The 26,825-nt window shown below is 71.7% G+C and carries 20 protein-coding genes, 1 pseudogene and 1 riboswitch; of the genes and pseudogenes, 6 read left to right on the forward strand and 15 right to left on the reverse strand.

What is annotated here, in order from left to right; genetic code table 11:
• Positions 1 to 23: 23 nt before the first annotated feature.
• From KUM49_RS10605 to KUM49_RS10645, 9 genes are all read right to left on the reverse strand, one after another.
• Complete coding sequence (locus KUM49_RS10605; protein ID WP_217236493.1) at positions 24 to 1,397, reverse strand: radical SAM protein; 1,374 nt, start codon at positions 1,395 to 1,397, stop codon at positions 24 to 26.
• Between the two features lie 36 nt (positions 1,398 to 1,433).
• A complete protein-coding gene (locus KUM49_RS10610; protein ID WP_217236494.1) occupies positions 1,434 to 2,336 on the reverse strand; it encodes a LysR family transcriptional regulator in 903 nt (300 codons plus the stop codon).
• A 54-nt stretch (positions 2,337 to 2,390) separates the two neighbouring features.
• A complete protein-coding gene (locus KUM49_RS10615) occupies positions 2,391 to 3,590 on the reverse strand; it encodes a glycine C-acetyltransferase (RefSeq protein WP_217236616.1) in 1,200 nt (399 codons plus the stop codon).
• Positions 3,591 to 3,607: 17 nt separating this feature from the next.
• Positions 3,608 to 4,636: an L-threonine 3-dehydrogenase gene (tdh, locus tag KUM49_RS10620; RefSeq protein ID WP_217236495.1), complete on the reverse strand. Its 1,029-nt coding sequence runs from the start codon at positions 4,634 to 4,636 to the stop codon at positions 3,608 to 3,610.
• Positions 4,637 to 4,813: 177 nt separating this feature from the next.
• Positions 4,814 to 5,392: a GAF domain-containing protein gene (locus KUM49_RS10625; protein WP_217236496.1), complete on the reverse strand. Its 579-nt coding sequence runs from the start codon at positions 5,390 to 5,392 to the stop codon at positions 4,814 to 4,816.
• Between the two features lie 61 nt (positions 5,393 to 5,453).
• Complete coding sequence (locus tag KUM49_RS10630; protein WP_217236497.1) at positions 5,454 to 6,053, reverse strand: ATP/GTP-binding protein; 600 nt, start codon at positions 6,051 to 6,053, stop codon at positions 5,454 to 5,456.
• Entirely contained in the window at positions 6,031 to 6,402 is a 372-nt protein-coding gene (locus tag KUM49_RS10635; protein WP_217236617.1) for a DUF742 domain-containing protein, read from the reverse strand. The genes KUM49_RS10630 and KUM49_RS10635 overlap by 23 nt, the downstream gene beginning before the upstream one ends.
• Positions 6,403 to 6,404: 2 nt before the next feature.
• Positions 6,405 to 6,839, reverse strand: coding sequence for a roadblock/LC7 domain-containing protein (locus KUM49_RS10640; protein ID WP_217236498.1), 435 nt, complete (start codon positions 6,837 to 6,839; stop codon positions 6,405 to 6,407).
• Positions 6,840 to 6,907: 68 nt separating this feature from the next.
• The gene (locus KUM49_RS10645) at positions 6,908 to 8,989 is read right to left on the reverse strand and encodes a sensor histidine kinase KdpD (RefSeq protein WP_217236499.1); all 2,082 of its coding nucleotides are present in this window, start codon (positions 8,987 to 8,989) and stop codon (positions 6,908 to 6,910) included.
• A 615-nt stretch (positions 8,990 to 9,604) separates the two neighbouring features.
• Between KUM49_RS10645 and KUM49_RS10650 the strand changes: the two genes are divergently transcribed.
• From KUM49_RS10650 to KUM49_RS10665, 4 genes are read left to right on the forward strand one after another with little or no spacing between them, the layout of a single operon-like run.
• On the forward strand, positions 9,605 to 10,510 hold the full coding sequence (locus KUM49_RS10650) for a MoxR family ATPase (RefSeq protein ID WP_217236500.1): 906 nt from the start codon (positions 9,605 to 9,607) through the stop codon (positions 10,508 to 10,510).
• Entirely contained in the window at positions 10,507 to 11,679 is a 1,173-nt protein-coding gene (locus KUM49_RS10655) for a hypothetical protein (RefSeq protein ID WP_217236501.1), read from the forward strand. The genes KUM49_RS10650 and KUM49_RS10655 overlap by 4 nt, the downstream gene beginning before the upstream one ends.
• Positions 11,676 to 14,264 (forward strand): alpha-glucosidase C-terminal domain-containing protein, encoded by a 2,589-nt coding sequence (locus KUM49_RS10660; protein WP_217236502.1) that lies wholly within the window; start codon positions 11,676 to 11,678, stop codon positions 14,262 to 14,264. Before KUM49_RS10655 ends, KUM49_RS10660 begins: the two co-directional genes overlap by 4 nt.
• Positions 14,265 to 14,296: 32 nt before the next feature.
• Positions 14,297 to 15,538 carry a toll/interleukin-1 receptor domain-containing protein gene (locus KUM49_RS10665; protein WP_217236503.1) on the forward strand — a complete coding sequence of 414 codons (1,242 nt, stop codon included), beginning with the start codon at positions 14,297 to 14,299 and terminating at the stop codon, positions 15,536 to 15,538.
• Between the two features lie 595 nt (positions 15,539 to 16,133).
• Here the strand turns inward: KUM49_RS10665 and KUM49_RS10670 are convergent.
• Both KUM49_RS10670 and KUM49_RS10675 read right to left on the reverse strand, forming a co-directional pair.
• Positions 16,134 to 17,702: pseudogene (locus tag KUM49_RS10670) on the reverse strand (diguanylate cyclase domain-containing protein); the annotation flags it as partial.
• A gap of 159 nt (positions 17,703 to 17,861) precedes the next feature.
• Entirely contained in the window at positions 17,862 to 19,127 is a 1,266-nt protein-coding gene (locus KUM49_RS10675) for an MBL fold metallo-hydrolase (protein WP_217236505.1), read from the reverse strand.
• 160 nt (positions 19,128 to 19,287) lie between these two features.
• Between KUM49_RS10675 and KUM49_RS10680 the strand changes: the two genes are divergently transcribed.
• On the forward strand, positions 19,288 to 20,466 hold the full coding sequence (locus KUM49_RS10680; RefSeq protein WP_217236506.1) for a glutamate dehydrogenase: 1,179 nt from the start codon (positions 19,288 to 19,290) through the stop codon (positions 20,464 to 20,466).
• A 122-nt stretch (positions 20,467 to 20,588) separates the two neighbouring features.
• On the forward strand, positions 20,589 to 21,200 hold the full coding sequence (locus KUM49_RS10685; RefSeq protein ID WP_308406598.1) for a TetR family transcriptional regulator C-terminal domain-containing protein: 612 nt from the start codon (positions 20,589 to 20,591) through the stop codon (positions 21,198 to 21,200).
• A 149-nt stretch (positions 21,201 to 21,349) separates the two neighbouring features.
• Here the strand turns inward: KUM49_RS10685 and KUM49_RS10690 are convergent, their stop codons facing one another.
• The 4 genes from KUM49_RS10690 to KUM49_RS10705 form a co-directional block, all read right to left on the reverse strand.
• Complete coding sequence (locus KUM49_RS10690) at positions 21,350 to 22,135, reverse strand: SGNH/GDSL hydrolase family protein (RefSeq protein WP_217236619.1); 786 nt, start codon at positions 22,133 to 22,135, stop codon at positions 21,350 to 21,352.
• Between the two features lie 145 nt (positions 22,136 to 22,280).
• On the reverse strand, positions 22,281 to 22,997 hold the full coding sequence (locus KUM49_RS10695; protein ID WP_217236507.1) for a DUF6250 domain-containing protein: 717 nt from the start codon (positions 22,995 to 22,997) through the stop codon (positions 22,281 to 22,283).
• Positions 22,998 to 23,243: 246 nt separating this feature from the next.
• A complete protein-coding gene (locus KUM49_RS10700) occupies positions 23,244 to 24,242 on the reverse strand; it encodes a M23 family metallopeptidase (protein WP_217236508.1) in 999 nt (332 codons plus the stop codon).
• 4 nt (positions 24,243 to 24,246) lie between these two features.
• Positions 24,247 to 24,404, reverse strand: a riboswitch (cyclic di-AMP (ydaO/yuaA leader).
• Positions 24,405 to 24,711: 307 nt separating this feature from the next.
• The gene (locus KUM49_RS10705) at positions 24,712 to 26,784 is read right to left on the reverse strand and encodes an alpha-galactosidase (RefSeq protein ID WP_217236509.1); all 2,073 of its coding nucleotides are present in this window, start codon (positions 26,782 to 26,784) and stop codon (positions 24,712 to 24,714) included.
• Between the last annotated feature and the right edge of the window lie 41 nt (positions 26,785 to 26,825).

Here is a 26,825-nt window from a genome sequence, read left to right on the forward strand (position 1 = left end):
AAACGGGGATATGGCCCCGGTCATCACGCCCGCCCTCCGAACGCCGCCAGCGTCCGCTCCAGCGCCGGCATCGCCCGCACCACCCGCTTCGACCGGATCAGCAGGTCCCAGGCGGGCTCGAACTTCTTCCAGCCGCCGGCGTACGCGAGGTGCCGCAGCCGCTCGTGCGGTCCCGGCTGGGCCGCGGACCCCCGCCAGATGTTGGACCAGCGGTAGAAGTCGCGGTACGCCCGCCAGTAGCCGTCCTCCAGCTGACGAGGCGTCATTCTGGCGGGCTCGTAGACGACATGCCGGGTGTCATACAGGTCCCAGTCGCGGTGCACGATGCGGTTCTCGGATTCCAGCTGCTTCCACAGCCCGGTCGACGGATACGGCGTCATGATGTGGAAGGTGGCGGTCTCGATGCCCTGCCCTACGGCCCATTCGACCGTGCGGTCGAAGACGTCGGGGCCGTCCTGGTCGAGCCCGAAGACGAAGCTGGCGTTGACCATGACCCCGGCCTCGTGCAGGCGCCGTACCGCCGCCGCGTAGTCCGTGCCGATGTTCTGGTTCTTGCGGCGCTCCGCGAGGTTGGCGTCGTTGATGGTCTCGAAGCCCACGAACAGACTGCGCAGCCCCGCCTCCACGGCCCGCTCCAACAGGTCCGGGGCCAGTACGGAGTTGACCGTGCCGGCCGCCTGCCACAGCCGCCCCATCCCCTTCATCCCGTCGAACAGGGCTTGCGCGAAGCGCTTGTTGCCGAGCAGGTGGTCGTCGAGGAAGTAGAGGTGGCGGCCGGGCAGGCGGTCGATCTCGGCGAGGGCGTCGTCGACGGCCTGGGTGTAGAAGGACTTGCCGCCCTCGAAGAAGGCGTCCTTGTAGCAGAAGTCGCAGTGGTGGGGGCAACCGCGGGACACCACGATCGAGTTGGGCACGAGGTAGAGGTGACGCTTGATCAGGTCACGTCGTACGGGCGGAAGTCCGGCCAGGGTGCGCAGTGTCGAGTCGTAGCGGCGGGCGGGGACGCCGTCGCGGAAGTCCTTCAGGAACAGCGGCCAGATGTCCTCACCGGGGCCGGTGAAGACCGTGTCGGCGTGGGCGGCGGCCTCGTCGGGGAGCGAGGTGACGTGCAGGCCGCCCATCGCCACGTGGACGCCCCGGGCGCGGAAGTGGTCGGCTATCTCGTAGCCGCGGCGGGCCGAGGTGATGTACGGCTGGACGACCAGCAGGTCAGGAGTGTCGAGGGCTTCGAGGTCGAGGCGTTCCACGTGTTCGTCGTGGAGGGTGACCTCGTCGTCGGGGTCCAGGTAGCCGGCCAGGGTGGCGAGGCCGAGCGGCGGGAACAGCGAGTACTTGATGGGCCTGAACAGCGGGCTCGTCGCCTCGGTCAGGGCCGGAAGGATCATCGTCACACGCATGACAGTCCAGACTGCGTGCGGCCGGTGGCCGGTTCCCTACCCCCGTGCGGCGTCTGCGAGCGCGTCCAGGACCGGCCGGATCAGCGGGTGTTCCTCGGCTCCCCGGCGTACCGCCGCGAAGACCCGGCGAGTGGGCGCGACTCCGTCGACGGGCCGTACGACCACACCGGCGAGGTCCATGCCGATCAGCGCCGAGCGGGGTACGAGCGCCACGCCCGCGTCGGCGGAGGCCAGGGCCACGACCGCGCGGAAGTCGTCCGAGGAGTGTTCGAGGCGGGGCTGGAAACCGGCGCTCTCGCAGGCCAGGACGACCACGTCGTGGCAGGGGTTGCCGGGGTAGGGCCCGATCCACGGATCCTTGGCCAGGTCCGCGAGCGGGACCTCCCCGGCGTCGGCGAGGCGGTGGGCGGGGGGAAGGACCGCGTCGAAGGGCTCGGCGTAGAGGGGTACGTGGGTGAGCCGGGGGTCGTCGGCGGGCGGGGCCCCGCGGTACTCGACGGCCACCGCGACGTCGACCTGCCGGTCGAGGACCATCGGCAGGCTGGCATCGCCCTCGGCGTCCTGGACGCGTAGGCGGATGCCGGGCGCCGACTCGGCGAGGCGGGCCACCGCGGGCGCCACGACCAGGGCGATGCCGGTCGCGAAGGAGGCGACGGTGACGGTGCCGGCGGCGCCCGAGCCGTACGCGGCGAGCTCGGCCTCGGCCCGCTCCAGCTGGGCGAGGACCACGTGGGTGTGGCTGAGCAGGATCTCGCCGGCCGGGGTCAGCCGTACGCCCTTCGCCCCGCGCTCGACCAGCCGGTGGCCGGTCTCCTGCTCCAGGGCGGTCAGCTGCTGCGAGACCGCCGAGGGTGTGAGGTACAGCGCGGCGGCAGCCGCGGTCACCGTGCGGTGGTCGGCCACCGCACGGAGGATGTGGAGCCGCCGCGCTTCGATCATGGATACGATTATCGCAATATGTCCGGCCGGTCTGTACGTCTGTACCTGTCGCCGTCAGCCTTCGAGTTCCGCGCGCGCCGACACGAACGCGTCGACCGCCCGGTTGACGTCCGCCGTCGAGTGCGCGGCGGACAGCTGCACCCTGATGCGGGCCTGGTCCTGCGGCACGACCGGATACGAGAAGCCGATCACGTACACGCCGCGCTCCAGGAGCAGCTCCGCCAGGCGGGCCGCCTTCGCCGCGTCGCCGATCATGACGGGCGCGATGGCGTGATCGCCGGGCAGGACGTCGAAGCCCTCCGCGGTCATCCGGCGGCGGAACAGGGCGGTGTTCTCGGCCAGCCGGACCCGCAGGTCGTCCGCCGATTCGAGCAGGTCGATCACCTTCAGCGAGGCGGCGGCGATCACCGGGGCGAGGGTGTTGGAGAAGAGGTAGGGCCGGGAGCGCTGGCGGAGCAGGGCGACGATCTCGGCGCGGGCGGCGACGTAACCGCCGGAGGCGCCGCCGAGCGCCTTGCCGAGGGTGCCGGTGATGATGTCCACGCGGTCCATGACGCCGTGCAGCTCGGGGGTGCCGCGGCCGCCGGGGCCGACGAAGCCGACGGCGTGCGAGTCGTCGACCATGACCATGGCGTCGTGGCGGTCGGCGAGGTCGCAGATCTCGCGCAGGGGGGCCACATAGCCGTCCATCGAGAAGACGCCGTCCGTGACGATCAGCTTGCGCCGGGCCCCCGCTTCGGTGGCCTCCTTCAACTGCCGTTCCAGGTCGGCGAGATCACGGTTGGCGTAGCGGAAGCGGCGGGCCTTGGACAGGCGGATGCCGTCGATGATGGAGGCGTGGTTCAACGCGTCCGAGATCACCGCGTCCTCGGGGCCCAGCAGCGTTTCGAACACGCCCCCGTTGGCGTCGAAGCAGGAGGAGTACAGGATCGTGTCCTCCTGGCCGAGGAAGACCGCGAGCCGCGTCTCCAGTTCCTTGTGCACCTCCTGCGTGCCGCAGATGAAGCGCACGGAGGCCATGCCGTAGCCCCAGCGGTCCAGGGCCTCGTGAGCGGCGGCGATCACCTCGGGATGGTCGGCGAGGCCGAGGTAGTTGTTGGCGCAGAAGTTGAGCACTTCGCCGCCGCGGCCGCCCGCGGTGACGTTCACGGTCGCGGACTGCGGGCTGCCGATCACGCGCTCGGGCTTGTGCAGGCCGGCGGCGCGGATCTCGTCGAGGGTGGCACGGAGGTCGTCACGCACGGAGTCGAACATCATCAGTCCTTGGTGGGTCAGAGGGTCCAGTCGAGGATGACCTTGCCGCCGCGGCCGCTCGCCGCGTCGGCGAACGCCGCCTCGTGTTCGCGGTAGCCGTACCGGCCGGTGATCACGGGCGCCAGGTCGAGACCGCCCTCCAGGAGCACCGACATCGCGTACCAGGTCTCGAACATCTCACGGCCGTAGATGCCCTTGATCGTGATCATCGAGGTGACGATCCGGGCCCAGTCGACCGGGAACTCCTCGGCCGGCAGGCCGAGCATCGCGATCCGGCCGCCGTGCGTCATGTTGGCGATCATGTCCCGCACGGCCTCGGGGCGCCCGGACATCTCCAGGCCGATGTCGAAGCCCTCGCGCAGACCGAGTTCCCGCTGACCGTCGGCGATGGTCGACTCGGCGACGTTCAGCGCGAGGCTCGCACCGATCTTGCGGGCCAGCTCCAGCCGCTCCTCGCTGACGTCGGTGATCACGACGTTCCGCGCCCCGGCGTGCCGGGCGACGGCGGCGGCCATCAGGCCGATCGGCCCGGCACCGGTGATGAGGACGTCCTCCCCCACCAGCGGGAAGGACAGCGCGGTGTGCACGGCGTTGCCGAACGGGTCGAAGATCGCGGCGACGTCGAGCTCGACGGGGATGCGGTGCACCCAGACGTTGGCGGCGGGCAGCGCCACATACTCGGCGAACGCCCCGTCGCGGCCGACCCCGAGCCCGACCGTGGCCCGGCACAGATGCCGCCGCCCGGCGAGGCAGTTGCGGCACCTGCCGCACACCAGGTGGCCCTCGCCGCTGACCCGGTCGCCCGCCTTGATGTCGGTGACGTCCCGGCCGGTGTCGACGACCTCGCCGACGAACTCGTGGCCGAGCACGAGCGGAGTGCGGATCGCCTGCCGCGCCCAGCCGTCCCAGGACCGGATGTGCAGGTCGGTGCCGCAGATCCCGGTACGCAGCACCTTGATCAGTACGTCGACGGGTCCGACTGCGGGCTCGGGCACGTCCGCGAGCCACAGCCCCGGCTCCGCCTTCTCCTTGACCAGCGCCTTCACGCTATGGCTCCTGTGCGTGGGTCCCCGGGTCCGGGCATGCCGAAAGCGGCCCGTTCCGGGGAGAGGGGTGGGATCGCGTAGCAATCTGCCGTACGGCGGCGCCCCGGTCCATCGAGGATTTCTTAAGCGGCGCCACAGCTCTGCTTCACGCCCGCCCCCCCGGCGCGCATCAGCCTGTCAGAGCCAGAACCCGTCGGTCTTCCGCCGCTCCACCCGTACGACGAGTTCGGCGGCCGCGGCCTTGATGGTGTCCAGCCCGGACCTGCCCCAGGGGCGCGGCTCGGTGTCGGCGATGCACACCGTGCCCAGCACCATGCCGGTGGTGTCGATGAGCGGAGCGCCGAGATAGGAACGGATACCGAACTCGTCGACGACCGGGTTGCCCGCGAACCGCGGATAGTCGCGGACGTCCTCCAGCACCAACGCCTTGCGTCGGACGACCACATGGGGGCAGAACCCGTGGTCGCGTTCCATGAGGCGGCCCATCTCCGGCTTGGCCTCCTCGTCGGGGGACATGAGGGGTCTGACGTCCGGAACGCGCAGGCCCGCGAAGAACTGCCGGCGCTGGTCGATGAAGTTGACCATGGCGTACGGCGCTTGCGCCCGCCCCGCGAGATGGGCCGCGAAGGCGTCGAGCGCGGGCTCCGGATGCTCTCCCAGCCCCAGCAGGCGCAGCCGCCGCACACGGGCGGGCGCCTCCTTGTCCTCGGGGGTGAGCAGCAGTCGACCGGCCGGGCGGGGCAGGTCGTAGCTCATGGGCGGGCTCCGTCGCTGTGGGCATACGTCATATGCGGCTCCGTTGCGGGGTGTGCGGGGGTCACATGTGGGCGCCGTGGCTCGGCGCGGGTGCCGGGCTGTGGGCGATCAGATGCCGTACCAGGGTCAGCAGGGTCTGGACGCCCGAGCTGGAGATCCGGGCGTCGCAGCGCACGACCGGGATCTGTGGATCGAGGTCGATGGCGGCGCGGACCTCCTCGGGGTCGTAGCGGTAGGAGCCGTCGAACTCGTTGATCGCGACGATGAAGCCGAGACCGCGCTGCTCGAAGAAGTCGACGGCGGCGAAGCACTCCTCCAGGCGCCGGGTGTCGGCGAGGATGACCGCGCCGAGCGCACCCTCGGACAGTTCGTCCCACATGAACCAGAAGCGCTCCTGTCCGGGCGTCCCGAACAAGTACAGGACGTGTTCCGGGTCGAGGGTGATGCGGCCGAAGTCCATGGCCACCGTCGTCTCGACCTTGTTCTCGATGCCTTCGAGGCTGTCGGTCTCGGCGCTGACCGTGGTGAGCAGTTCCTCCGTGCTCAGGGGCGCGATCTCGCTGACCGCGCCCACGAAGGTCGTCTTGCCTACTCCGAACCCGCCCGCCACCAGGATCTTGAGTGCGGTGGGGAAGGGGTCAGAGCTGTCGTCGTAGTCCATCGAGCACTGCCTCCAGAAGGGCCCGGTCAGTCGGGTTGTGGGTGAACTCGGGGGGTTTGGTGGTCAGCGCCCCGCAGTCGACGAGGTCAGCCAGCAGCACCTTGGTGACCACCGCGGGCAGCTTCAGGTGGGCGGCGACCTCGGCGACCGAGACGGGGGCGCGGCACATGTCGAGTACCTGCGCGTGTTCGGGGCCGAGGTAGCCGAGGGGGGTGGCTCCGGTGGCCATCACGTGCGACAGCAGGTCGAGCGCGATGGTGGGCCGGGTACGGCCGTTGCTGACCGTGAAGGGGCGCACCAGCCGTCCGGCCGCGTCGTCGAGCCAGGGCCCGTCACCGGCCGCCGCCACGCTCAAGGCCTCATCGCAGACGGTTCGACGGAGTGCTGGCGGGGCGCGGTCACCAGGTAGGGGCGGACGCTCTTGACCAGCATGGCCATCTCGTAGCCGAGCACCGCCGCGTCGGCCTCGCGGCCGGCCAGCACGGCGAGACAGGTGCCGGATCCGGCGGTGGTCACGAACAGCAGGGTCGCGTCGAGTTCGACGACGACCTGGCGGACGTCACCGCCGTCGCCGAAGCGGACGCCCGCGCTGCGGCCGAGGGAGTAGAGGCCGGACGCCAGGGCGGCCATGTGGTCGGCGCTGTCGGTGTCGAGACCGTGGACCGACTTCACGAGCCCGTCGCAGGACAGGAGGACCGCACTGGTGGTGTGCGGTACACGCTGCACGAGGCCGCTCATCAGCCAGTCGAGATCGGATACATGGCCGGTCGGCGCTTCGCTCGCCATGGTGGATCGACTCCTTGAGGTACGAAGGTCTGCGGGAGCGCTGGGGGGTGGGGTGAACGTGGGGGTGGTCATCCGGCGGGTGCGCTCCCGTCGTGCCGGGTGGTGTGGTCGAGATCGAGCCCGGGCGCGGACAGGCCGTCCCGCACGCCGCGTACGTCGTACGACCCGGGCCCGTGCCCGGGGTGCGCCTCGGCTATGTGGGACGGGTCCATGGGGCGTACGTCCATGGAGGGCGGAGCGACCATGTCCGTGACGTCCGTGTGGCCGAGGTCCAGGGACGCGAGGGGCGCGGTGCGGGGACGCGGCACGGGCGCGCGTACGGGGTCCATGGGGGCGGGCTCCACGCCGGACGGCCCCAGGGCCGGGCCCGGTGGCGGGGCCAGGGGTGCCGTCGGCTCGCCGGACGCCGTCTCGAAGTGCTGTTGGGCCTCGGCCAGGCCGATGCCCCGCTGGAAGGCGGCCATCAGGCCCGGGTCGTGGCCGGCCAGGTACTCCGATTCCTGGCGGGGCGCCGGCCCGTCGCGCAGCTGGGGAGCGATGTGCTCCTGGGCGCGGCGCCGGGGCAGTTGCGGCTTGCCCATGGTGCCGCGCACGGCGCCGTTGCGCGGGGTGGGCGGTGTGGCCACGTACTCCTCGACCAGGTGCCGGTTCTCGGGCCGGACGCCGGGCACGGCCTCCGCCGGGGTGGGCCGCTGCTCGCGGGCTCCGCGCACCGGCAGCGGTGCGGGTCCGTCGCCCTTCTTGAGCGGCGGCGCGGTCTCCCGCTGGCGAGGGCGCGGCGGGGCCGACGGCGCGGGCGGTGCGCTCGGCGTGCCCCGGTGCCCCGGCTCCGGTCGCGGCTGGGGCTGAAGCTGCGGCTGCGGCTGCAACGGGACCGGCACGGACGGGCTCGCCCCGGTCCCCGGCGCGTCCGGCGGCTGCGGTACGGATCCGGGGGCGCCCGGCGTCGTCCCCAGGAGCACCTGCGGCACCACGAGGACGGCCTGGACTCCGCCGTAGATGTTGGTCTGCAGCCGGACATGGATGCCGTGCCGCTTGGCGAGCTGCGAGACCACGAACAGCCCGATGCGGCCGTCGGCCAGCAGGCTCGCCACGTTGACCTGGTCGGGGTCGGCGAGCAGGGCGTTCATCCGGCTCTGCTCGCCGACGGGCATGCCCAGCCCGCGGTCCTCGACCTCGACGGCGAGCCCCGAGGTGACGAGGTTGGCGCGCAGCAGCACCTGGGTGTGCGGGGCGGAGAACACGGTGGCGTTCTCGACGAGTTCGGCCAGCAGGTGGATCACGTCGGCGACGGCGTGGCCGCGCAGTGTGCCGTCGATCGGCGGCACGAGCTTGACCCGTGAGTACTGCTCGACCTCGGCGATGGCGGAGCGCAGCACCTCCGTCATGGGGACCGGGTTGCTCCACTGCCGGCGGGAGACGGCCCCGCCGAGCACGGCGAGGTTCTCGGCGTGGCGGCGGATGCGGGTGGCGAGGTGGTCGACGTGGAAGAGGCCCTTGAGGAGGTCGGGGTCCTCGATCTCGTTCTCCAGCTCGTCGAGGATCGAGATCTCGCGGTGCACCAGCGACTGCAGGCGCCGGGCGAGGTTGAGAAAGACCTCGAGTTTCTGTTCGCTGCTGGCCTGGCTGGAGAGCTGCGAGGCCTGGACGACGGCGGTGACGGCCCCGTCGTGGGCACGTGCGAGGTCGGCGGCGAGCAGTTCGAAGTCGTCGGCGTCCTCGGGCAGGGCGCTGCGCGGTGTGCGCTGGGGCGGGCTCTCTCCGCGGCGCAGCGTCTCGACCAGGGCCCGCAGGTCGGCCTCGCCCCGCGCGTTGCTGCGGCGCAGGGCGCCGAGGCGGTCGCTCACCGAGTGGGCGGCGCGGTCGGCGGCCACGGCGGCGATCAGGATGCCCGCGCAGGTCACCGAGACGGCACCGGCGAGCACGCACCACAGGGTCAGGCTGGGGCGGGCGCCGGTGGAGCGGACGGTGAACAGTACGGCGGCGCAGGCGCTCAGGGCCACGGCGACGGGCGGCAGCACGGCCAGACGCAGCAGTTGGGGCCGTATATGGGTCTCGGGCAGCGCGGGAACGGCTCGGGCGGCCGGCCGGCCGTGCCGACCGCCCTCACGGCGGTCTGCGCGTGTGGCCGGGGCGCGGAGGTGAGACATCGGTGTCCTCGTCGTACTGGTCCGTCGGGCCTGATGGCCCTGGGGGCTCGCTGCTGCACGTGTCGGATGCGTACGCGGGCACGCGCATGCGGGTGTCGATCGGCAGAACCGAACTTTCCGGCCCTGCGCCGTTCGACGGACACTGACAGTAGTCGTCGACGCATCATGTGCGGTGGGCAGTTGACAAAGTCCCACGGACAGCGTCCCGCTCTGGTATGAGTCCTCGTACGACAGACCGATAAGTTCGTCGGGCACGCGCCTCCATCGAACCCGAGATCGATCAATGCTGGTCAGAACCGGTCGCGAACGAATGAGCGGTCCAGGGAGTCACTCTCCTCGGGCTCCGCCCGGTTCGCCGTCCACGCCCGCTTCCCTGCCCCTTCGGGTGGGGACTCGAGCGTTCCAGGCCCTTTTCGGCCGGACACGAGCACTCCCACGAGGTTCACACTCCGTAATGGGCAAGACCGTTCGAAGGGGGTCTCCTGCGGGATATGCCGGACGGAATTGCGGGCGAGCACTCCACCCTGCGACCGGACGGGTACAGAATGTCGATCGACTACGCGTCCGGCGAAGTCACCCGTCCCAGACCCCAGTTGACCGGACACCGGAGGACAGTTGCTCCAGTACGAGAAGGAGTTCGACCCAGCCGGCGACGCCTCCGCGGCGGGCGGCGGCCGCCCGGCGGAGCACGCTCCCGGGTCCGGATACGCGGCGGACGACGAGGTGTACGTCTTCGACGACGACCGTCTGGTGCTCGCCGTCAACGTGGCGCTGAAGACGGGCCGGCCGCTGCTGCTGTTCGGTCCGCCAGGGTCCGGGAAGTCGTCGCTGGCGCCCAACGTCGCACGCATCCTCGACTGGGAGTACCACGCCCACGTCGTGACCGCCCGCACCGAACCCGAGGACCTGCTGTGGCGGTTCGACGCGATGAAGCGCCTCAACGACGCCCAGGCGCAGCTGCTGAGCGACGAGATGGCGGACTACTACACGCCCGGGCCGCTGTGGCGGGCCTTCGAGGCGGGGAGCGCCGAGAAGCGGTGCGTCGTACTCATCGACGAGATCGACAAGGCCGACCCAGACCTGCCCAACAGCCTGCTGGGACCGCTCGGTTCGCTCTCCTTCCCCAAGCCGTGGGACGACCGCAGCCACGTCTCCGTCGCCGACGAGCACGCTCCCCTGGTCGTCATCACCACCAATGACGAGCGGGAGCTGCCGCGGCCGTTCCTGCGCCGCTGCATCGTGTTCGACCTGAGCCCGCCCACCCGACGGCATCTTCTCCGGGTGGCCGAACAGCACTTGGGCGCGCACTTCCACGAGGGACTCGCCGGGAGCATCGCCGATCTGCTCCTGGAGATCCGCGGCGACCGGGGGGACGATCCGTCCGGCCCCAGCACCGCGGAGTATCTGGACGCGCTCAAGGCCAGCCATCAGCTGGGGGTCGCGCCGGGCACCACGGAGTGGGACGTGCTGGAGGCCGTCACGCTGCTGAAGCGGCGTGAGGGTTCGGGACGCACCGTATGAGCGCACGTGGCGGCCTCTTCCTCGGGGACCTGGTCAAGGCCGTCTCCCTGCTGCACCCGCGGGACCGGGCCACGGCCGTCGCCATGGCCCGGCTCGTCGGACTCGGTGCCGGGGAGCGGGAGTGGGTCGTGCCCACCGGTCTCACCGCCGGGCCAGAAGCCGTCGCGGGCGCGGCCCTCGCCGAACCGGAGGCCGCCCTCGCCGGGCCGGAGGCCGAAGAGCCGCCGCCCTCCTCCTCCGCCTCCACCTCCGCCGCTGCCGCTGCCGCTGCCGTCGACCGTCCCGCGCCCGAGGGCGTCGTCGCGTCGGGCGGGGACGCCGCACCGGAGCCGGCCGTCCCGGACGAGATGGTGTCGCCGCCCTCCCTCGTCGAGCATCCGTTCCCGGCCGTCAGATTGACGGAGCGCCCCGTCGCGTTCTCGCTCGCCCTGACCCGGCCGCCGTCGGAGGACCAGCACCGATCGGCCGCCGACGGGACGGACGACGGACCGGGGGAAGCGCCCGGCGATGGCGTGGGGGCGGTCCAGTCGGCCGGCCTCGAACCGCCCTGGACTCCCGAGTGGGCTCGCGGAGTGATGGTCGCCGCCGTGTCCGCCCCGGTCGCGAGCAGGCGGCTCGACCAGCGGGCTCTGGTCCGGAAGGTCTCCCGGCAGCAGGTCCTGCGAACCGTGCCGTGGCAGCGTCGTCCCAGCACCCGGCGCGGCGTCCAGCTGCTGCTCGACCACAGCCCCGGCATGGCTCCCTTCCATGAGGACCGGCGGTGGCTGCACGGGCTGATGGCCAGCGTCGCCGGCCGGGACCGGGTGGAAGTGCTGCGCTTCTCCGGCTCCCCCCGGCGCGGGGTCGTGCACGCCGGCTCCGCCGCGGGGCCGCAGGCCTATCGGGCACCCGCTCCTGGTACCCCCGTGGTCCTCGTGTCCGACCTGGGGATGCTCCGGCCGCCCCTCACCGGCGACCGCACGGCCCGGGTCCACGAGTGGCTGGACTTCCTCGACCAGGTGCTGCGCTGCGGTTGTCCGCCGGCGTGCCTCACCCCGTTCCCCGCGACGGCGTATCTTCCGCAGGTGCGCGAAAGGGTCGCCCTGATCCCGTTCGACCGGCGGATCTCGCTGCGGCACGCGCGGGAGGCGACCCGGAAGATCCATCGGCTGCTGGAAGAGCGGTCATGACGCGGACGGCCGAGACGATCGCCCACCTCTCGCGGACCCGGCCCGACCTCGTCGAACTGGCGACGTGCGTCTCGTTGACGATCAGTGTCGATCACGGTTTCCTGCGCAGGGCACGGCTGCGCTTCCTGCCCCGCACGTCGGCCGGGCTGGAGGCCGAACTGTGGTTCTCCGCCCTGGTGGAGGCGGCCGGCAGTCAGTCCCTGCTCCTGTATCCCGAGGCCGCGGAGCATCTTCGTACGGATCTCGCCCGGCGCTCGCCGCGACTGCTGCGCGACATACGGGACTTCACCGCCGCCGAGCACGCGCGGGCCCCGATCGTCGTCCGGCTCTGCGAGGAGCTCATCTGGTCCGGGATGCACCCGGCCGACGGCGCCGAGCCCGAGGTGGCGCGCCACGCGGACCTCGTCCTGCGGACCGTGTCGGGGCAGGACACGGCCGAAGGCATGGCCGACGACATGGGCCGCTGGGTCCTGCACTACGCGCACCGGCTGCCGCTCCACCTTCAGGGCCGTGACGACGTCTGGCGGATCCAGGTCGCCTCGTGCGAGCGTCTCGGCCTCGATCCGCCCCCGGACCCGGTCGGACGACCGGCGACGGTGACAGCGCAGGCCCGCGCCCGGGTCCAGCACACCCTGACCGTCGGCGTGACGGCCAGGTCGGACGGCATCGTCCTCAGCAGACCGCCCGCGGGCGGCGCGCGGATCCTGCACGCCAAGGGGACCCGGCACAAGGTACGGATCGACGCGCTGAGTTCGCTCACCCACACACCGGACCCGATCCGCCTCGAAGTGCTGGACGGGCACAGCGTGCATCTGCCCTACACGGTGGTGCAGCGGATCGGCCCGGACGGCGACGTGCGCATGAGCCTCAGTCATCCGGGGGCGGCCCTGGACGTGGCGGTCTGCGACTTCACCGGCACGAGCGCCGAGGCGGCGCACTGCGCGGTGCTGCTTCCCGACGGGACGATCGTGCTGCACGGCGGTGACGGGTCGGAGAGCGGGCGGCTGGCACCGGACACGACGCCCGGCGCCCGGAGCGGGCTGGCGCTGTCCGCTGACGGGAGCGTGGTGTCGTACGTCCAGGACGGCGTCCGGCACCATCGGCCGCTGCGCGTCGGCGCCACACCGTGGACCGGCCAGGACGAGCGGAGCGCGTCGCCGGTCCCGAGCGAGGTCACGGCCGGGCCCGGCGCCAGGTCGAGGGACGGCCAGGTGAGCGTCCGGGCCACGGCCGACGGGCGGATCCTCGCCACGTCGGCGGGGCCGTACGGCGAGCCGACGACCCGCCAGATCGGGCAGGCACCCTGGCAGGTGACCTCACTGGCCGTCAGCGGTCCCAGGCGCCTGGTGGCGGCGGTCGGAAACGATGCGACGCTCCTCGAACTCCCTTTCCCCGGCACCTCCCTGGTCTCGGGGGACCGCACGGTGAACCAGTGGGAGACCCTGCTGCGCTTCTGCGCCGACCGGGTCTTCGCCATGGGCGACGACAGCTGGGTGGTCGCCGGGGGCGGCGGACCGGTGGAGCTGAGCACCGAGGACGGCCGGGCCTACCGCGTCCTGCCGGACGTCGAGCGGGCCGCCGAGACCCCCGCCGTCCCCGCCTGGAGCCGGGGCTGCGTCGTGGTCGAGGTGCCCGTGGCGCTGATGGCGGCCCTGGCCGCGATGCCGGGCGTGGACTGCCTGGCGGCCGATGCCCCCCGTGCCGTCGGCGCCGGTGAACCGGACGACCTCGCTCAGCACCTGGCCGCGGCACGCCGGCAAGGAGTTCGGGTGGTGGTCGGCGTCGACCTGTCCGCGCCGGGCGACGAAGTCCTCGACGTCCTCGTTCACTGGCTGGACCAGGACGTCGACGGGGTACGGCTCACCGGCGCGGAAGGCGTCGGCGCGGCTTTGCTGGAGGACGTACGCCATCTGCTGGACGGGTACGACGCGCGCCTGCTGCTGTGCGCCGCCGCGCCCGCGGATCCCCCGCGCGGTGTCTTCCACGTACTGCCCGCCTCGGCGCTGGTCTCGGCGCTGGGCTTCGCCGTCCGCAGCCGCTCGATGCCGGGCGGGGCCTTCGAGCAGGCGCTCGCCCAGCTCAGAAGCGAGATCGAGAGCACGTTCGCGCCCGCGTCCCGGCCGGCCCGGCAGGTGAAACCGGCCGAGTGGGGACTCGGTCTGCCGCCCGCGCTGCCACCGGCCGCCCGGCGGCTGGCCGCGGCGATCCTGCTCTCCCTTCCCGGGTGTCCGCTCCTGCCCGGCCGGATGCTTCTGGACGATGCCGGGGCCGGCCCCGCACTGCGCACGCTGCTGGAAGTGCGGAGCAACCATCTGGCGCTGACCCGTGGACTCTGCGAAGTCCTCGACGCCGGCAGCCCTCAGGTACTCGCCGTGCTGCGCCGGTACGGCGACGACACGGTCCTGTGTCTGGTGAACGTCGCGCAGATCCCGACGACGGCCGTGCTCGACCCCCGACGCCTCGGGGGTACGACGCGGCTGCAGGACGCCCTCGACGGTTCCGTCCTCGCCCTGCCCGAGGGGGCGTCCGTGCCCCTGCCCATGGCGGCGGGCTCCGTCCGGTGGTTCCGGATGCCCGCCCGATGAGAACGACCACGCCCGCCGGCAGGAGTCCGTACATGGCACGCCCGAGAATCTTCGTCAGCCACAGCTCCGGCGCCGAAAAGTGCGCCGCCGGGGGCTGTGCGTGCGTCGCGCACCGCGAGGCGGTCGTCGCGCTCCTGTCCGAGGTGGGCTGCGACCCCGTTGTCGACCAGGACGTCCTCAGGGTGGGCGACGAGTGGCACCGCAAGCTCACCCTGGAGTTGTCCCGTTGCCAGGGCACGGTGCTTCTACTGTCGCCGCACGCGTTCGACTCCGAGTACGTCATGCACGAAGCGGTGCTCTCCGTGCTCCTGAGGGAGGTGACCGGGGAACGGTTCCTGGTCCTGCCCGTGATGCTGCCCGGCGCCGGGCGCGACGACCTCGGGGACAGCCTGCTGGCGCATCTGGAACTCGAACGCCTCGACATGGCGGACTGGGCCACGGCGGCCGGCCCCGCCGAGGTGACGGACCGACTGCGGTTGCTCGTGGAGCGGCACGGGTCGCTGCCCCACCCGGAGGTGACGGAGTACGTCGCGAGCCGCATCGAGCAGGTGCCGGCCACGAGACTGTCGGACATCGCCCGGCTGCTGGGCGTGGCCCACATCGCCTACGCCGCCGACCACATGAACCACGTGGTCTCCGCGGGCCTGCTGAGCGAGCGTCCGGTGGCGGAGTTCGGGGCGGCCTGCGCGATGCGCAAGGCCCTTCGCGGCCTGCTGCCGCTGCTGCGGCACCGGGAGCACCGCCAGGACGTCGTCGACATGGTGGTGCCGTTCGCCCGGGTGCCCTCAGTGGCCGCCGCGCAGCTGCACGACCTGTGCGACACCGCCCCGGAGAGCCGCGTCGCCCTGCTGGCGGCGCGGGCCACCAAGACCGCGGAGCTGTACGTACGGCGCGCCAGTGAATCCCCGGACCCCTGGCCCGTGCACACGCCCGTGCCGCGGCCCGGCATGGACTTCGTCGACAGTGTGGTCACCGACATCCGCGAATTCCTCCTCAACCGGTTCCTGGTGTTCGACACGCTCGACGAGGACGAGCTGCACCGCTGGCTGGCCCGGGAGGAAGAGGAGTCGGGGCCCGTCACGATCGTCCTGGGCGTCCAGCCGGACGCCGAGCTGCTACGGCGCCTGCTGACGGCGTTCCCCCGGCTGCTGTTCCTCTTCGCTCACCAGGAGGCCGGCACCGGCGGGAGCACGCCCGGGCACACGCGACTCAAGGCCCTGACGCCGAGTCAGGAGCACGACATGCTGAGCACCTACCAGCAGTTCAGCCAGTAGCGCCGGCCGCCACGCGCACCCGCACCTCGGCCAGGGAGCGGCGCAGCTCCACGAGTTCGGGGTCACGGTCGTCGAGTGCCTCCCGCAGCGTCAGCCGACGCAGCCGGCCCGCTTGCGCCAGCCCCTTCAGCGGCGGTACGGCGTGGCCGGGGCCGACCTCGACGAACATCACCCCGGTCCGGGCAGCCCCCACCCAGTCCCGCAACGGACCGCAGCCGGTCACGGTGAGGAAGCGGAGCCTGCGGCAGCCCTCCAGTTCGTCCAGGTACGACAGCGCCTGGTTGTCGGCGATCATCAGCGATCGCAGGGCCGGAAGGCGGTGCAGCGGGCTCAGGTCGGCGATGTCACCCCGGCAGACGACGTGGTGGACGTGCGCGGTGTCCGCGAGCCGGACGAGTTCCTGGCCGGACCGCACCTCGACCGTCTCGGCAGCCGGTGCGGCGGGCGTCCCGTCGGTGGGCCACGTCCGGACGATCTTCCGGTGCACGACGGGCCGTTGTGGGACCCAGGGCGTGACAGGACGTTCGGGAAGCGTTCCGGCGATCCTGTGTTCCGACACGACGGCACGGCGCGTCTCCTCCGCGGCGACCGTCGCGCGGGATCTCTTGTCGTCGTACATGCGCATGTCGGCGGTGTTCAGCACGTCCTTGACGGACGTTCCGCACGCGGCCCAGGCGTTGCCGAAACCGGCTCCCACGCGCACGACGCGCCCGTCGATCCGCATCGGGGCGGTGACGGCCGCCCTGAGGGTCTGTGTCAGCTCCCGGCACTCCTCGGGGCCGAGTCCGTCGGCCAGCAGGACGAACTCGTCGCCCCCGAACCGGGCGACGGTGTCCCCGTCCCGCACAGCGTCTGCCAGTCGCCGGCCGACCTCGACGAGGACCAGGTCGCCGATGTCGTACCCGAATCGCTCGTTGACCGACTGCATTCCGTCGAGATCGCAGAAGATCACGGCGAGGCCCCTCGTACGGCCGTCCTCCTGGCCGTCGGGATCCACCGTGTGGACGTGCTGTTCCTCTGCCCGGCCCGCGGGGTCGTCGCAGAGCCGCTCGGCGAGCCGTGTCCGGAGTTCCGCGGAGTTCGGCAAGCCGGTGAGAGTGTCGTGCGAGGCACGGTGGACGAGCTGGAGCTCGCGGCGCTTGCGCTCCTCGATGTCCTCGACGTGCGTGAGGAGGAATCGGGGGCCGTCGACAGCGTCGGCGACGACGGAGTTCCGCAGCGAGACCCAGATGTACGTGCCGTCCCGGCGGCCGAGACGCACGTCGGCCCGCCCGCCCTCGGCGGAGGTGCGGAGCAGGGTGCCCAGGTCCTCGGGGTGGACGAGGTCGGAGAAGGAGTAGCGGCTCATCGCGGACGCGGGGCGGCCCAGCAGCCGGCACAGGGCGTCGTTCGTACGCAAAATCCGGCCGTGCAGGTCGCCGCCCATCTCCGCGACGACCATGCCGGAGGGGGCGTACTCGAAGGCCTGCCGGAAGCTCTCCTCGCTGGCGCGCAGGGCCTGCTGCTCCCTTTCGAGCCTGACCAGTGCACGCTGCATGTTGCCGCGCAGACGCGCGTTGCTGATCGCGATGGCCGACTGGAAGGCGTACATCTGGAGCGCTTCGCGCCCCCAGGGGCCCGGACGGCGGCCGTTGCGCGGCCGGTCCACGGACACCACGCCGATCAGCTCACCACCCACGCCGCCGGGTTGACCCGGTGTGTACATCGGCGCGAAGAGCCGGTCGCCGGGGTGCCACTCGTCCGCGAAGCTCGTCACCGGTTCGTCGGGGTAGCCCGGCAGGTCGTAGTCCCCGAACGCCCGGCCTTCGGTGTACGGCACGAAGCGCAGGTCGCCCCACTCCTCGCCCGCTTCCAGCCGTCGGTCCCAGGGCTCGCGGGAGACCACGAGTCCGGCCCGGTCCGCCTCCCGCGCACCGCCCCCGGCGACCGCCGCGACGACGACGTCCCCGTCGGGGCGTACGAGATGCACACTGCCCAGCTCGTACCCCAGGGCCTCGACAGGTCCGTCGGCGACCGTCTGCAGCGTGTCCGCGAGACTCCGCGCGGTGTTGACGTCGGCCAGGGTCTGATGCAATTGCCGCAGACTCGCCAGCCGGACGTACGGCTCGCTCTCCGTCTTCTCCGGCAGGTACGACCCACCGACCGGAGCATCCTCCGCCACCATGTGCGCCCCCAACTCCCAGCTCCCCCTGGGAATTCAGGATAAGAGGTCGACGCGCCCACCAGCAGGGACCGGAGCCTGTCCGGCGGGATCCTGTGGGGGGGCGCGTCGCCGAGGCACCGGCGGCCGGGTCCGGCCGCCCGCCCGGAACCTCAGGGAACCTCAGCCCGCGGGGACGGGCTCCGGCTCGCCACTGGCCTCGCCCTTGCCCTCCGGTGCGTCACCGGCCCTGTCGGCCTGCGCCCGGGCCGCCGAGCCGACCGAGGTCTTGATCGCCGCCGCGGCCGGCACGTCGGAAGCCGGCCACCCGCCCGCGGGGGTCAGGGCCACCCCTCGCCACCACGGTTCGGTCGGCACGGTCTCGGCCGTGGGCTCGAAGGGCTCGCCGGGCCGGGGCAGGGCGATCGGGGCCTTCGCCGTGCGGGCGGCGGAGACGGTGCCCTCGCCGGGATCCGTCCACGCGTGCGTGGCGAGGTTGAACGTGGCCCAGTGGATCGGCAGCAGCACGCCGTGCGGCTGTCCGCCCTGGAGGTCGAGGTGGGCACGCACGCCCTCCTCGGGGGTCATGTGGATGTCCGGCCAGAACTCGCTGTACGCACCGATCTGGATCATCGTGGCGTCGAAGGGGCCGTGCTCGGCGCCGATGTCCTGGAAGCCGTCGAAGTACCCCGTGTCGCCGCTGTGGTAGACCCGGTGCTCGTCCCCGGCGACGACCCAGGAGGCCCACAGCGTGTGCTGGGTGTTGCGCAGGCCCCGGCCGCAGAAGTGACGGGCCGGCGTGGCCGTCAGCGTGAGACCGCCCACCTTCGTCGCCTCGTGCCAGTCCAGTTCGCGCAGCCGGTCGGCGGACACCCCCCAGTGCTCCAGGTGGGCGCCGACACCGAGCGGCACGGCGAACAGCGTGTCCGTGCCGGCCAGCGCCTTGATGGTGGGCATGTCCAGGTGGTCGTAGTGGTCGTGCGAGATCACGACGACGTCGACCGGTCCGAGCGCCGCCAGCGGCAGGGGCACCGGATGCAGCCGCTTGGGGCCGGCGAAGGCGAACGGGGAGCAGCGCTCGCCCCAGACGGGGTCGAACAGCACCCGGTGCCCGTCGATCTCGGCGAGCACGCTGGAGTGCCCCATCCAGGTCAGCCGCAGGCCGGTGGCCGGGGGCTCGGCGATGTCGGCGAGCGTGGTGGCGTGCACCGGAACCGTGCCCTTCGGGGACCGGCGGCTCCGCTCTTCCTTGTCGAAGAAGGTCTTCGCGAACTCCATCGACGAGCCTGAGGGCCGGGTGCTGGTGGTGCCCCCGGGATTCTGGAACACCCCGTCCTTGAAGTGGGGCGATCTGCGGATGCGCGCCAGGCGCTCACCGCTCGGGTCCGCACCGAAGGCAGCGGGCCGCAGCGCGCGAAGCCCGGTGCTCGGGGAACGGAAACCGGTCACGGTGTACCTCCAGGGTGGAGTCGGTGAGGCTCCATTATGGTCGCCCCCTCTGACAACCGAGTTACCCCGTGATCCCTTCCCTGCTGACCACATTTTCTTGCATTGACAGGACACGGCGAACATCTGGATACTGACTCACCGTTCAGTTGGAGGAGACCGCATGACCGCCCCCCTCATGTCGCTCACCTGGACCGACCACCTCACCGGTCGTCAGGGATACCTGGTCGTCGACCGGCTGGTGCGCGGCGTCTCCAGCGGCGGGCTGCGCATGCGTGCGGGATGCACGCTGGACGAGGTCGCCCAGCTGGCCCGCGGCATGACCATGAAGGAGGCACTGCACTACACCCCCGAGGGCCGCTACATCCCCCTCGGCGGCGCCAAGGGCGGCATCGACTGCGACCCCCGGGAACCGGGGGCGTACGAGCTCCTGGTGCGCTACCTGCGCGCCGTGCGGCCGTACGTCGAGAGCCTGTGGACCACCGGCGAGGACCTCGGCCTCAGCCAGGACCTGGTGGACCGGGCGGCCTCGGAAGCGGGGCTCGTCTCTTCGATCCAGGCGGTGTATCCGCTGCTCGACGACGAGGTCACGGCACGGCGGCGGCTCGCGGACGCCTTCGCGGTCGAGGTCGACGGCATCGGGCTCGACGAGCTGGTCGGCGGCTGCGGGGTCGCGGAGTCGGCGCTGACGGCCCTGGACCGGGCCGGCGTGGCCTGTGCGGGTGCGCGGGTCGCCGTGCAGGGCCTGGGCACCATGGGCGGGGCCACCGCGCGCTTCCTCACGCGCGCGGGGCTCACCGTCGTGGCCGTCGCCGACATCAAGGGCACGATCGCCAACCCGGCGGGACTCGACGTCGAGGCGTTGCTCGCGGCGCGGGACGCCCACGGCACGGTGGACCGGTCCGCGCTGCGCCCCGACGACCGCGAACTGCCGGGTGACGCCTGGCTGTCGGCGGGCGCACAGGTGCTGGTGCCCGCGGCCGTCTCGTACGCCATCGACACCACGAACCAGGAGCGGATCACGGCCCGGTGGATCATTGAGGCGGCCAACATGCCGGTCCTCCCCGAGGCGGAGGAACTGCTGTCCGCGCGCGGGGTGACCGTACTGCCGGACGTGGTCGTGAACTCCGCGACGAACGCCTGGTGGTGGTGGACGCTGTTCGGCGACATCGACGCCGGCGCGGACGCGGCCTTCGCCCACACGCGTCGCTCGATGCGCGCCCTGGTCGAGCAGATGCTGGCCCGCGCGGAGCGGGACGGAACGACCCCGCGGGCAGCCGCGCACGCCATCGTCGCGGACCGCCTGCCGGTGATCGCCGAACGGTTCGCGTGGTACCGGTAGGCGCGGCCCCCGTTCCCCGCCGCGAGCGGTCCTGTCAGGGGTCATTACCGGCCATGGACCGTCCCGGCCGGGAAACGACCTCCGCCCCGGCGGGCCACGGCACCACGGATTAGGGTGACCGCGTGGCGAGAGTGCGGTTGAGCGTGGCGGAGCGGCGCGAGGAGCTGTTGCGGGCCGCGATCGAGCAGATCGAGGTGCGGGGCGTGGCGGCGGTCAGGATCGCCGACGTGGCCTCGGCGCTCGGCGTGAGCAACGCACTGGTCCTCTATCACTTCTCCACGAAGGAGAAGCTGGTCGCCGCCGCGTTCACGTACGCGGCCGAGGACGACCTCGCCCACCTTCGCAAACTGCTGGGCCGCCGCACCACGGCGCTGCGCCGGCTGCGGGCGGCGGTGCGCTGGTACGCCCCGACCGGCCCGGCCAAGGGCTGGCGGCTGTGGATCGAGGGCTGGGCGGCCGCGCTGCGCGAGCCCGCGCTCCAGGACGTCACCCGCGACCTCGACCGGCGGTGGAAGGCCGCCCTCGCCGAGGTGATCGCCGAGGGCGTGGCCGCGGGCGAGTTCCCCTGCCCCGACCCGGGCGGCACCGCCCTGCGCCTCACGGCCCTGCTGGACGGGCTCGCCGTACAGCTCACGTCGTACTCGGGCGCGGTCTCGCGGTCGCGGGCGCAGGAGTGGGTGGACGAGGCGCTGGCCCGTGAACTGGGGCTGGCGCGGGAGGCGTTGACCACGTAGGGCACCGAGGCCCCCACCCGCGTGAGCCACCACGCCCCGCCGCGCCCCGCCCCGCCCCGCCCGCATGAGCCGAGCGCCCAGCCACGCCGGACACCCTCAAGCCCTCAAGCCCTCAAGCCCTCACGCACACGCCTCACTCCCGCGCGCCCTCACGCCACCGAAGCGATCCGCGTCTTGATGTCGTCCGGCGACAGTCGGCCCTTGGCGATCACGTGGTCCCCGGAGGACTCCCCACGCAGCCGGCGGCCGATCCACGGCACCAGGTACTCGCGCGCCCAGTGCACGTTGTCCCGCCGGACCTCGAGCGTGCCGCGCGGCGGCAATGGCGGCCAGGGCTGGTCCGGGTCGGCCGGGATCTCCAGGCCGAGGACCTGCCCCGCGCGCAGCGCCACACGCGTGTGCCCGTCCGCCGACAGGTGGAGCCGGTCACCGTCCCAGGCCCGCCGGTCCTGAATGGTCTTCAGGGACCACAGGTCGAGCACCGGACAGCCGTGGCGGTCGGCGATGGCCCGCACATGTCCGTTGTAGGTCGCGATCTTGCCGCGCAGATGCTTGAGGACGGGCACGCCACGGGTGTCGAACCCGGTCGTCACCATCACCGTGCCCGCGACGGCGGTGAGCTGGACCACCGCCCGCTCGAAACGCTCGGCGACCTCGTCGGGGTCGGTGCCGGGCCGCAGGATGTCGTTGCCGCCGGCACAGAAGGAGACCAGGTCCGGGGCCAGTTCGAGGGCCTGCGGAAGCTGGTCCTCCACCACCTGGTCGAGCAGTTTCCCGCGGACCGCGAGGTTCGCGTACCTGAAGTCGCCCTCGGGCCGCCGGTCCGCGAGCAGGACCGCGAACCGGTCGGCCCAGCCGACGAACGACCCGTCGGGGCCGGGATCGCCCACGCCCTCGGTGAAGCTGTCCCCCACCGCCACGTACGACCCGATCACTGATCTGTTGTCACTCTTCGAATCGTCTGCCACGTCGGCCCATGATTCCCCTTGGGATGTGAGCTACGCGACCGTAGGAAAGGGTTGACGGGCGGTGAGATAAGCCACTCTTCAAGGATTGGTCAAAGCAGGAATAGCCCTGCCCTCACCGCTGTTGCGTCGGCAACCGCCACACCCGGAACCCGCTGATCCGGAAATGGCTCCAGGTGGTCCGGAAGGCGAAGTGCCCGCTCGTGTAGGGCTCGGGGTCGCTGTAGTCGAAGACGAGCCGCCCGTTGTTCCACCACCGGACGCGCGAGCCGTCGCAGACGATCCGGACCCGGTTCGGCTCGTTGGGCACGAGCAGCGGCTCGGTGTAGTCGAACACGAGTGGCCGGACGCCCGCCTCTCCGACGTAGCGGCGCAGCCTGGTCGTGGTGTTGGTGTTGGCTCCGTAGCCGGCGTAGTACGTCTTGAGGAAGTCGTACTCCGCGAGCGCCCCGCCCCGCCGGACGGCGAAGAGGTCGTCGGGGGAACGGACGTCGACGGCGTTCCAGAAGTTGTTGAGGTCGGAGACCCGGTCGTTGACCCCGCCCGCCGACACCGGCGTGGCGGTGCACTCCAGGACGTACGGCCCTTCGAGCCGCTTCTTGAACCAGACCGTCGCGCCGGCGGGCACGTCGATCTCCAGGATCCCGCGGGCGGCGGTGACGGTGCCGCCTTTCTCGAGTTCCACCGCCCACTGACCGAGACCGCGGCGAAAGTCGTCGTGGGCGATCAGCCGGCGATGGCGAGGCGTGGCGCTCGCGTCGGTCGCGGGGGCGAGGGCGGCCAGGGCGGCGCCCGCGGTGAGGGCTCCGAAGGCTCTTCGCGTGGTCGTCACGGGAGACTGCTCCTTCCGGGAGGGTGATGGAGGACTTCGGCACAGACGGAGAAAGCGCTTGCACCGCTGCGGAGTTCACTGTGTCCTCTCACTCCCCTCGCTGTCGACGCTCCGGCCGCCCCTGCCACAAGACCGCAACGAAGTGATCATGAGCAAGGAAGGGCGAACACCCCGAAGGCCGGACCCGGGGATCGGGGTCCGGCCTTCGGTGGCGTGCGGGGCACCCTCAGAGCGCCGGAAGGAGCGTCAGCCGACGGCGACACCCTTCGAGCGGAGGTAGGCGACCGGGTCCACGTCCGAGCCGTAGTCCGGCGTGGTGCGGATCTCGAAGTGCAGGTGCGGGCCGGTCACGTTGCCGGTCGCGCCGGAGAGGCCGAGCTGCTGGCCGGCGGTCACCGACTGGCCGCTGGAGACCGAGAGCGAGGACAGGTGGGCGTACTGGGCGTAGTAGCCGTCGGCGAGCCTGACGACGACCTGGTTGCCGTACGCGCCGCCCCAGCCCGCGGAGACGACCGTGCCCGCGCCGACCGCCTTCAAAGAGGTGCCGGTCGGGACGACGAAGTCGACGCCGGTGTGGTAGCCGCTGGACCACATGCTGCCCGCCGTGCGGTAGGCGGTGCCCACGCCGGCACCGCTCACCGGGGAGCTGAAGCCGCTGGAGGTGGCGGCGGTGTCGGCACTCTGGGTGGCCGACTCGGTCTTCGCCGAGGAGGAAGAGGACTTCGACGACGCGGACGAATCCGATGAATCGGACGAAGAAGCCGAAGTCGACGACTTCGAGGACTTCTTCGACGACTTCGACGAAGAGTCCGAGGGAGCCGACGACTTGGGCGTGCCCGTCGTGGCCTTCTTGCCGATCGAGAGCTTCAGACCGGGGTGGATCAGCGACGGGTCGTCGCCGACGGCCTCACGGTTGTCGGCGTAGAGCTTCTTCCAGCCACCGCTGACATCCTGCTCGTCCGCGATCTTCGCGAGATAGTCACCGGCCCGCACGGAGTACGTCTTCGTGCCCGCGGTCTGCGCAGAGGCCTTCTTTTCGGCCGCGGCCTTTTCGGCCACCTTCGTCACGGTGGCCGGAACGGACGACTGAACGGCCTTTTCCGAAACGGACTGCGCAGTGGCGGCGTGCGCGCCGGTGGCCCCGAGAAGCGGGAGGGCAAGTGCGGCGCCGCCGGTTCCGGCGGCGGCGATGGAGCGAGTGAAGCGCTGGGACTTCGGTCGGCGGTGCTTACCCTTCGCGGGCATGGCGAATTCCTCTCCGGCGCCTGCGAGGTGAGCTGTCGGGTGCGGACTGGAGATGCCCGGCCGTACCGAAGTACGGCTTAACCCCTAGCCGTTCCGGAGACCGGAACAGGCGGTTCTACCTGTGGGTCCCCCGCTCCTGCCGTGTACGGGTGATTGTGTGCGGGCTCCGGGCGGCGGCAGGATTGGGCGTCCGTCCGGATCGGAGGTGAACGTAAGCGACCAAGACGCAAAGGGACAAGTAAGTGGTTGCGTTTGAATGCGTTTCTGTTGGTCACCTGAGAGAATTGCCCGTCACACTGAGTGCATTGAGGACTGGCCTTTTCGCCAAACACCCTTGTGAAACATGTTGATTACGTGAACATGACGGGCGACACACGGTCACGAATATGACGCTCCTCACGTAAGGCCTCCCCAGGCGCCTTAATTCCAGATGGAGTTGGAACGAAGGTACCAATTCGGGCAGAAAGCCCTAGATGCGACGCAGGCGGAGAACCGTCGCATCGAGGTCACCGTGCAGCCCCGTCCGCAGCCCGTGATGCAGCAGTACGGCACCTCGGTGAACTTCGCCCGTTTCGCGGCATTCATACGATGCTGACGGGTCGAGGCCTCGCAGGCGCAGCGCCGGTACGGGCTCGCCGTGGTGCTGCGCCTGGAGCCAGGCCAGGACGACGGCCTCGTCGCCCAGCACGTACTGCACCGCGCTCAGCCCGCCCTCCGGGGGCCGCAGCCGGTGGAGGTCGCCGCGCTGCACGAGGGGGCGGATCTCCTTGTAGAGATCCACCCAGTCGCGGGCCTCGGCAAGCTCCTCCTCGGTCCACTCGGCGAGGTCTCCGCCGACGCCGAGCACCCCGGCCATGGCACTCACGAAGCGGAACCGCAACGAGCTGACCCGGCCGTTGAGCTGGGTGTTGGGGCTGTCGGTGACCCAGGCGGCCATGACCCGGGCGGGGTGGATCTGACTGAAGCCGTGCTGGATGGCGAGCCGGTCGAGCGGGTCGGTGTTGTCCGAGGTCCACACCTGGTCCGTACGGCTCATCACACCGAGGTCGATGCGGCCGCCGCCGCCCGAGCACGACTCGAAGGCGACGCCCGGGTGGGCGGCCCGCAGCCGGTCCAGCAGGCGGTACAGCGCGTGCACGTGGTCGACCCACAGGCGCTGCGGATCGGGCTCGCCGGGCCAGCCCGCGTCGGTGAAGCAGCGGTTGAAGTCCCACTTCACGTAGTCGATCGGGGCACTGGAGAGGAGCTCGTTGAGCTGCCCCCAGAGGTATTCCTGGACGTCCTCGCGCGCGAGGTTCAGGACGAGTTGATTGCGCAGTTCCGTCCGCTTTCGTCCCGGCTGGTACTGCACCCAGTCCGGGTGGGCCCGGTACAGCTCACTGTCCGGGTTGACCATCTCCGGCTCGACCCAGATGCCGAACTGCATACCGAGGGCGTGGACGTAGTCGCCGAGCGGCTTGAGACCGCCGGGGAAGCGGTCGGGGTTGGGCTTCCAGTCGCCGAGCCCGGCGCGGTCACTGGTGCGGGCCCCGAACCAGCCGTCGTCGACGACGAACAGCTCGACGCCCATCGCCGCGGCCCGCCGCGCCAGCACCCCCTGCTGCTCCTCGGAGATGTCGAACTCCGTGGCCTCCCAGGAGTTGAACAGCACCGGCCGGTCCTGGTCCGCGTCCGGGATCACGTACGCACGCTGGTAGGCGTGCCAGGCGCGGCTCGCCCCGCCGAAGCCGCCGTCGCTGAACAGGCCGGCGAAGACGGGCGTCGTGAAGGCCTCCCCCGCCGCCAGCCGCAGCAGGCCGGAGTCGTCGTATCCGGCCCCGCCGGTGATCTGTACGCTCGCGTCCGGGAGTTGGGCGACGGCGATCCGCCAGGACCCGGACCAGCCGAGGGCGCAGCCGTAGACCTCGCCGCGCTCCTCGGTCGCGTCGGTGTCGAGCGCCACCCAGGGCAGGTGCTGGTGTCCGGTGTGGCCGCGGCGGCTGCCGATGACCTTCTCACCGTAGGTGAGGGGGGAGCGTACGAGCCGGGACTCGGCGGCCCAGCGGCCGTGCAGCTGGGACAGGCGCCAGCCGTCGCGGTCGGGCAGGGTCCAGGCGGCGGAGTCGGCGCGCAGGAGCTCCCGGGCCGGCCCGTCGTTGTCCAGGGTCACCCAGCGTTCGACGACGTCGTGGCGCATCCGGTAATGCAGCGTGATCGCCAGCCCGCCGTCGCGGAACCGCAGCCGCAGCTCGTCCTCCTCCGCACGCTCGCAGGCCTCGAAGGACCACTCGGTGCCGCGCCCCTCCTCCGTGCGCACCGACAGGGCGGGCCGGACGAAGCGGGGGCCGCCCTCGACGGGGTACTCCTCGCGGCCGTCGAGCGGGGACTCGAAGGGCCAGTAGTCCGGCAGTGGACGTACGGCGAGCGCCTCGGCGTCGGCGAGAGCGATCCGTGGCCCCCAGTGCAGGTGCAGGAGCTCGTCGTCGGCCGTGAGGTGGACGGCGTAACTGCTGGTCGGCCCGGACAGGAGCCATGTGCGGCCGTTCTCGGCGATCTCCAGCATGCAGTCCCTCACAGATTCAAACAGACGCGAACAGGTGCGCT

The sequence above is a fragment of the Streptomyces sp. AC555_RSS877 genome (assembly GCF_019049245.1).
Classification (GTDB): Bacteria; Actinomycetota; Actinomycetes; order Streptomycetales; family Streptomycetaceae; genus Streptomyces.

Bases quoted from the DNA above. Each gene is read 5' to 3' on its own strand.
- KUM49_RS10660 (WP_217236502.1), top strand. From the start codon at position 11,676: ATGACGCGGACGGCCGAGACGATCGCCCACCTCTCGCGGACCCGGCCC.
- KUM49_RS10625 (WP_217236496.1), bottom strand. From the start codon at position 5,392: ATGAGCTACGACCTGCCCCGCCCGGCCGGTCGACTGCTGCTCACCCCC.
- KUM49_RS10640 (WP_217236498.1), bottom strand. From the start codon at position 6,839: ATGGCGAGCGAAGCGCCGACCGGCCATGTATCCGATCTCGACTGGCTG.
- KUM49_RS10615 (WP_217236616.1), bottom strand. From the start codon at position 3,590: ATGTTCGACTCCGTGCGTGACGACCTCCGTGCCACCCTCGACGAGATC.
- KUM49_RS10680 (WP_217236506.1), top strand. From the start codon at position 19,288: ATGACCGCCCCCCTCATGTCGCTCACCTGGACCGACCACCTCACCGGT.
- KUM49_RS10630 (WP_217236497.1), bottom strand. From the start codon at position 6,053: ATGGACTACGACGACAGCTCTGACCCCTTCCCCACCGCACTCAAGATC.
- KUM49_RS10655 (WP_217236501.1), top strand. From the start codon at position 10,507: ATGAGCGCACGTGGCGGCCTCTTCCTCGGGGACCTGGTCAAGGCCGTC.
- KUM49_RS10610 (WP_217236494.1), bottom strand. From the start codon at position 2,336: ATGATCGAAGCGCGGCGGCTCCACATCCTCCGTGCGGTGGCCGACCAC.
- KUM49_RS10705 (WP_217236509.1), bottom strand. From the start codon at position 26,784: ATGCTGGAGATCGCCGAGAACGGCCGCACATGGCTCCTGTCCGGGCCG.
- KUM49_RS10665 (WP_217236503.1), top strand. From the start codon at position 14,297: ATGGCACGCCCGAGAATCTTCGTCAGCCACAGCTCCGGCGCCGAAAAG.
- KUM49_RS10700 (WP_217236508.1), bottom strand. From the start codon at position 24,242: ATGCCCGCGAAGGGTAAGCACCGCCGACCGAAGTCCCAGCGCTTCACT.
- KUM49_RS10605 (WP_217236493.1), bottom strand. From the start codon at position 1,397: ATGCGTGTGACGATGATCCTTCCGGCCCTGACCGAGGCGACGAGCCCG.
- KUM49_RS10645 (WP_217236499.1), bottom strand. From the start codon at position 8,989: ATGTCTCACCTCCGCGCCCCGGCCACACGCGCAGACCGCCGTGAGGGC.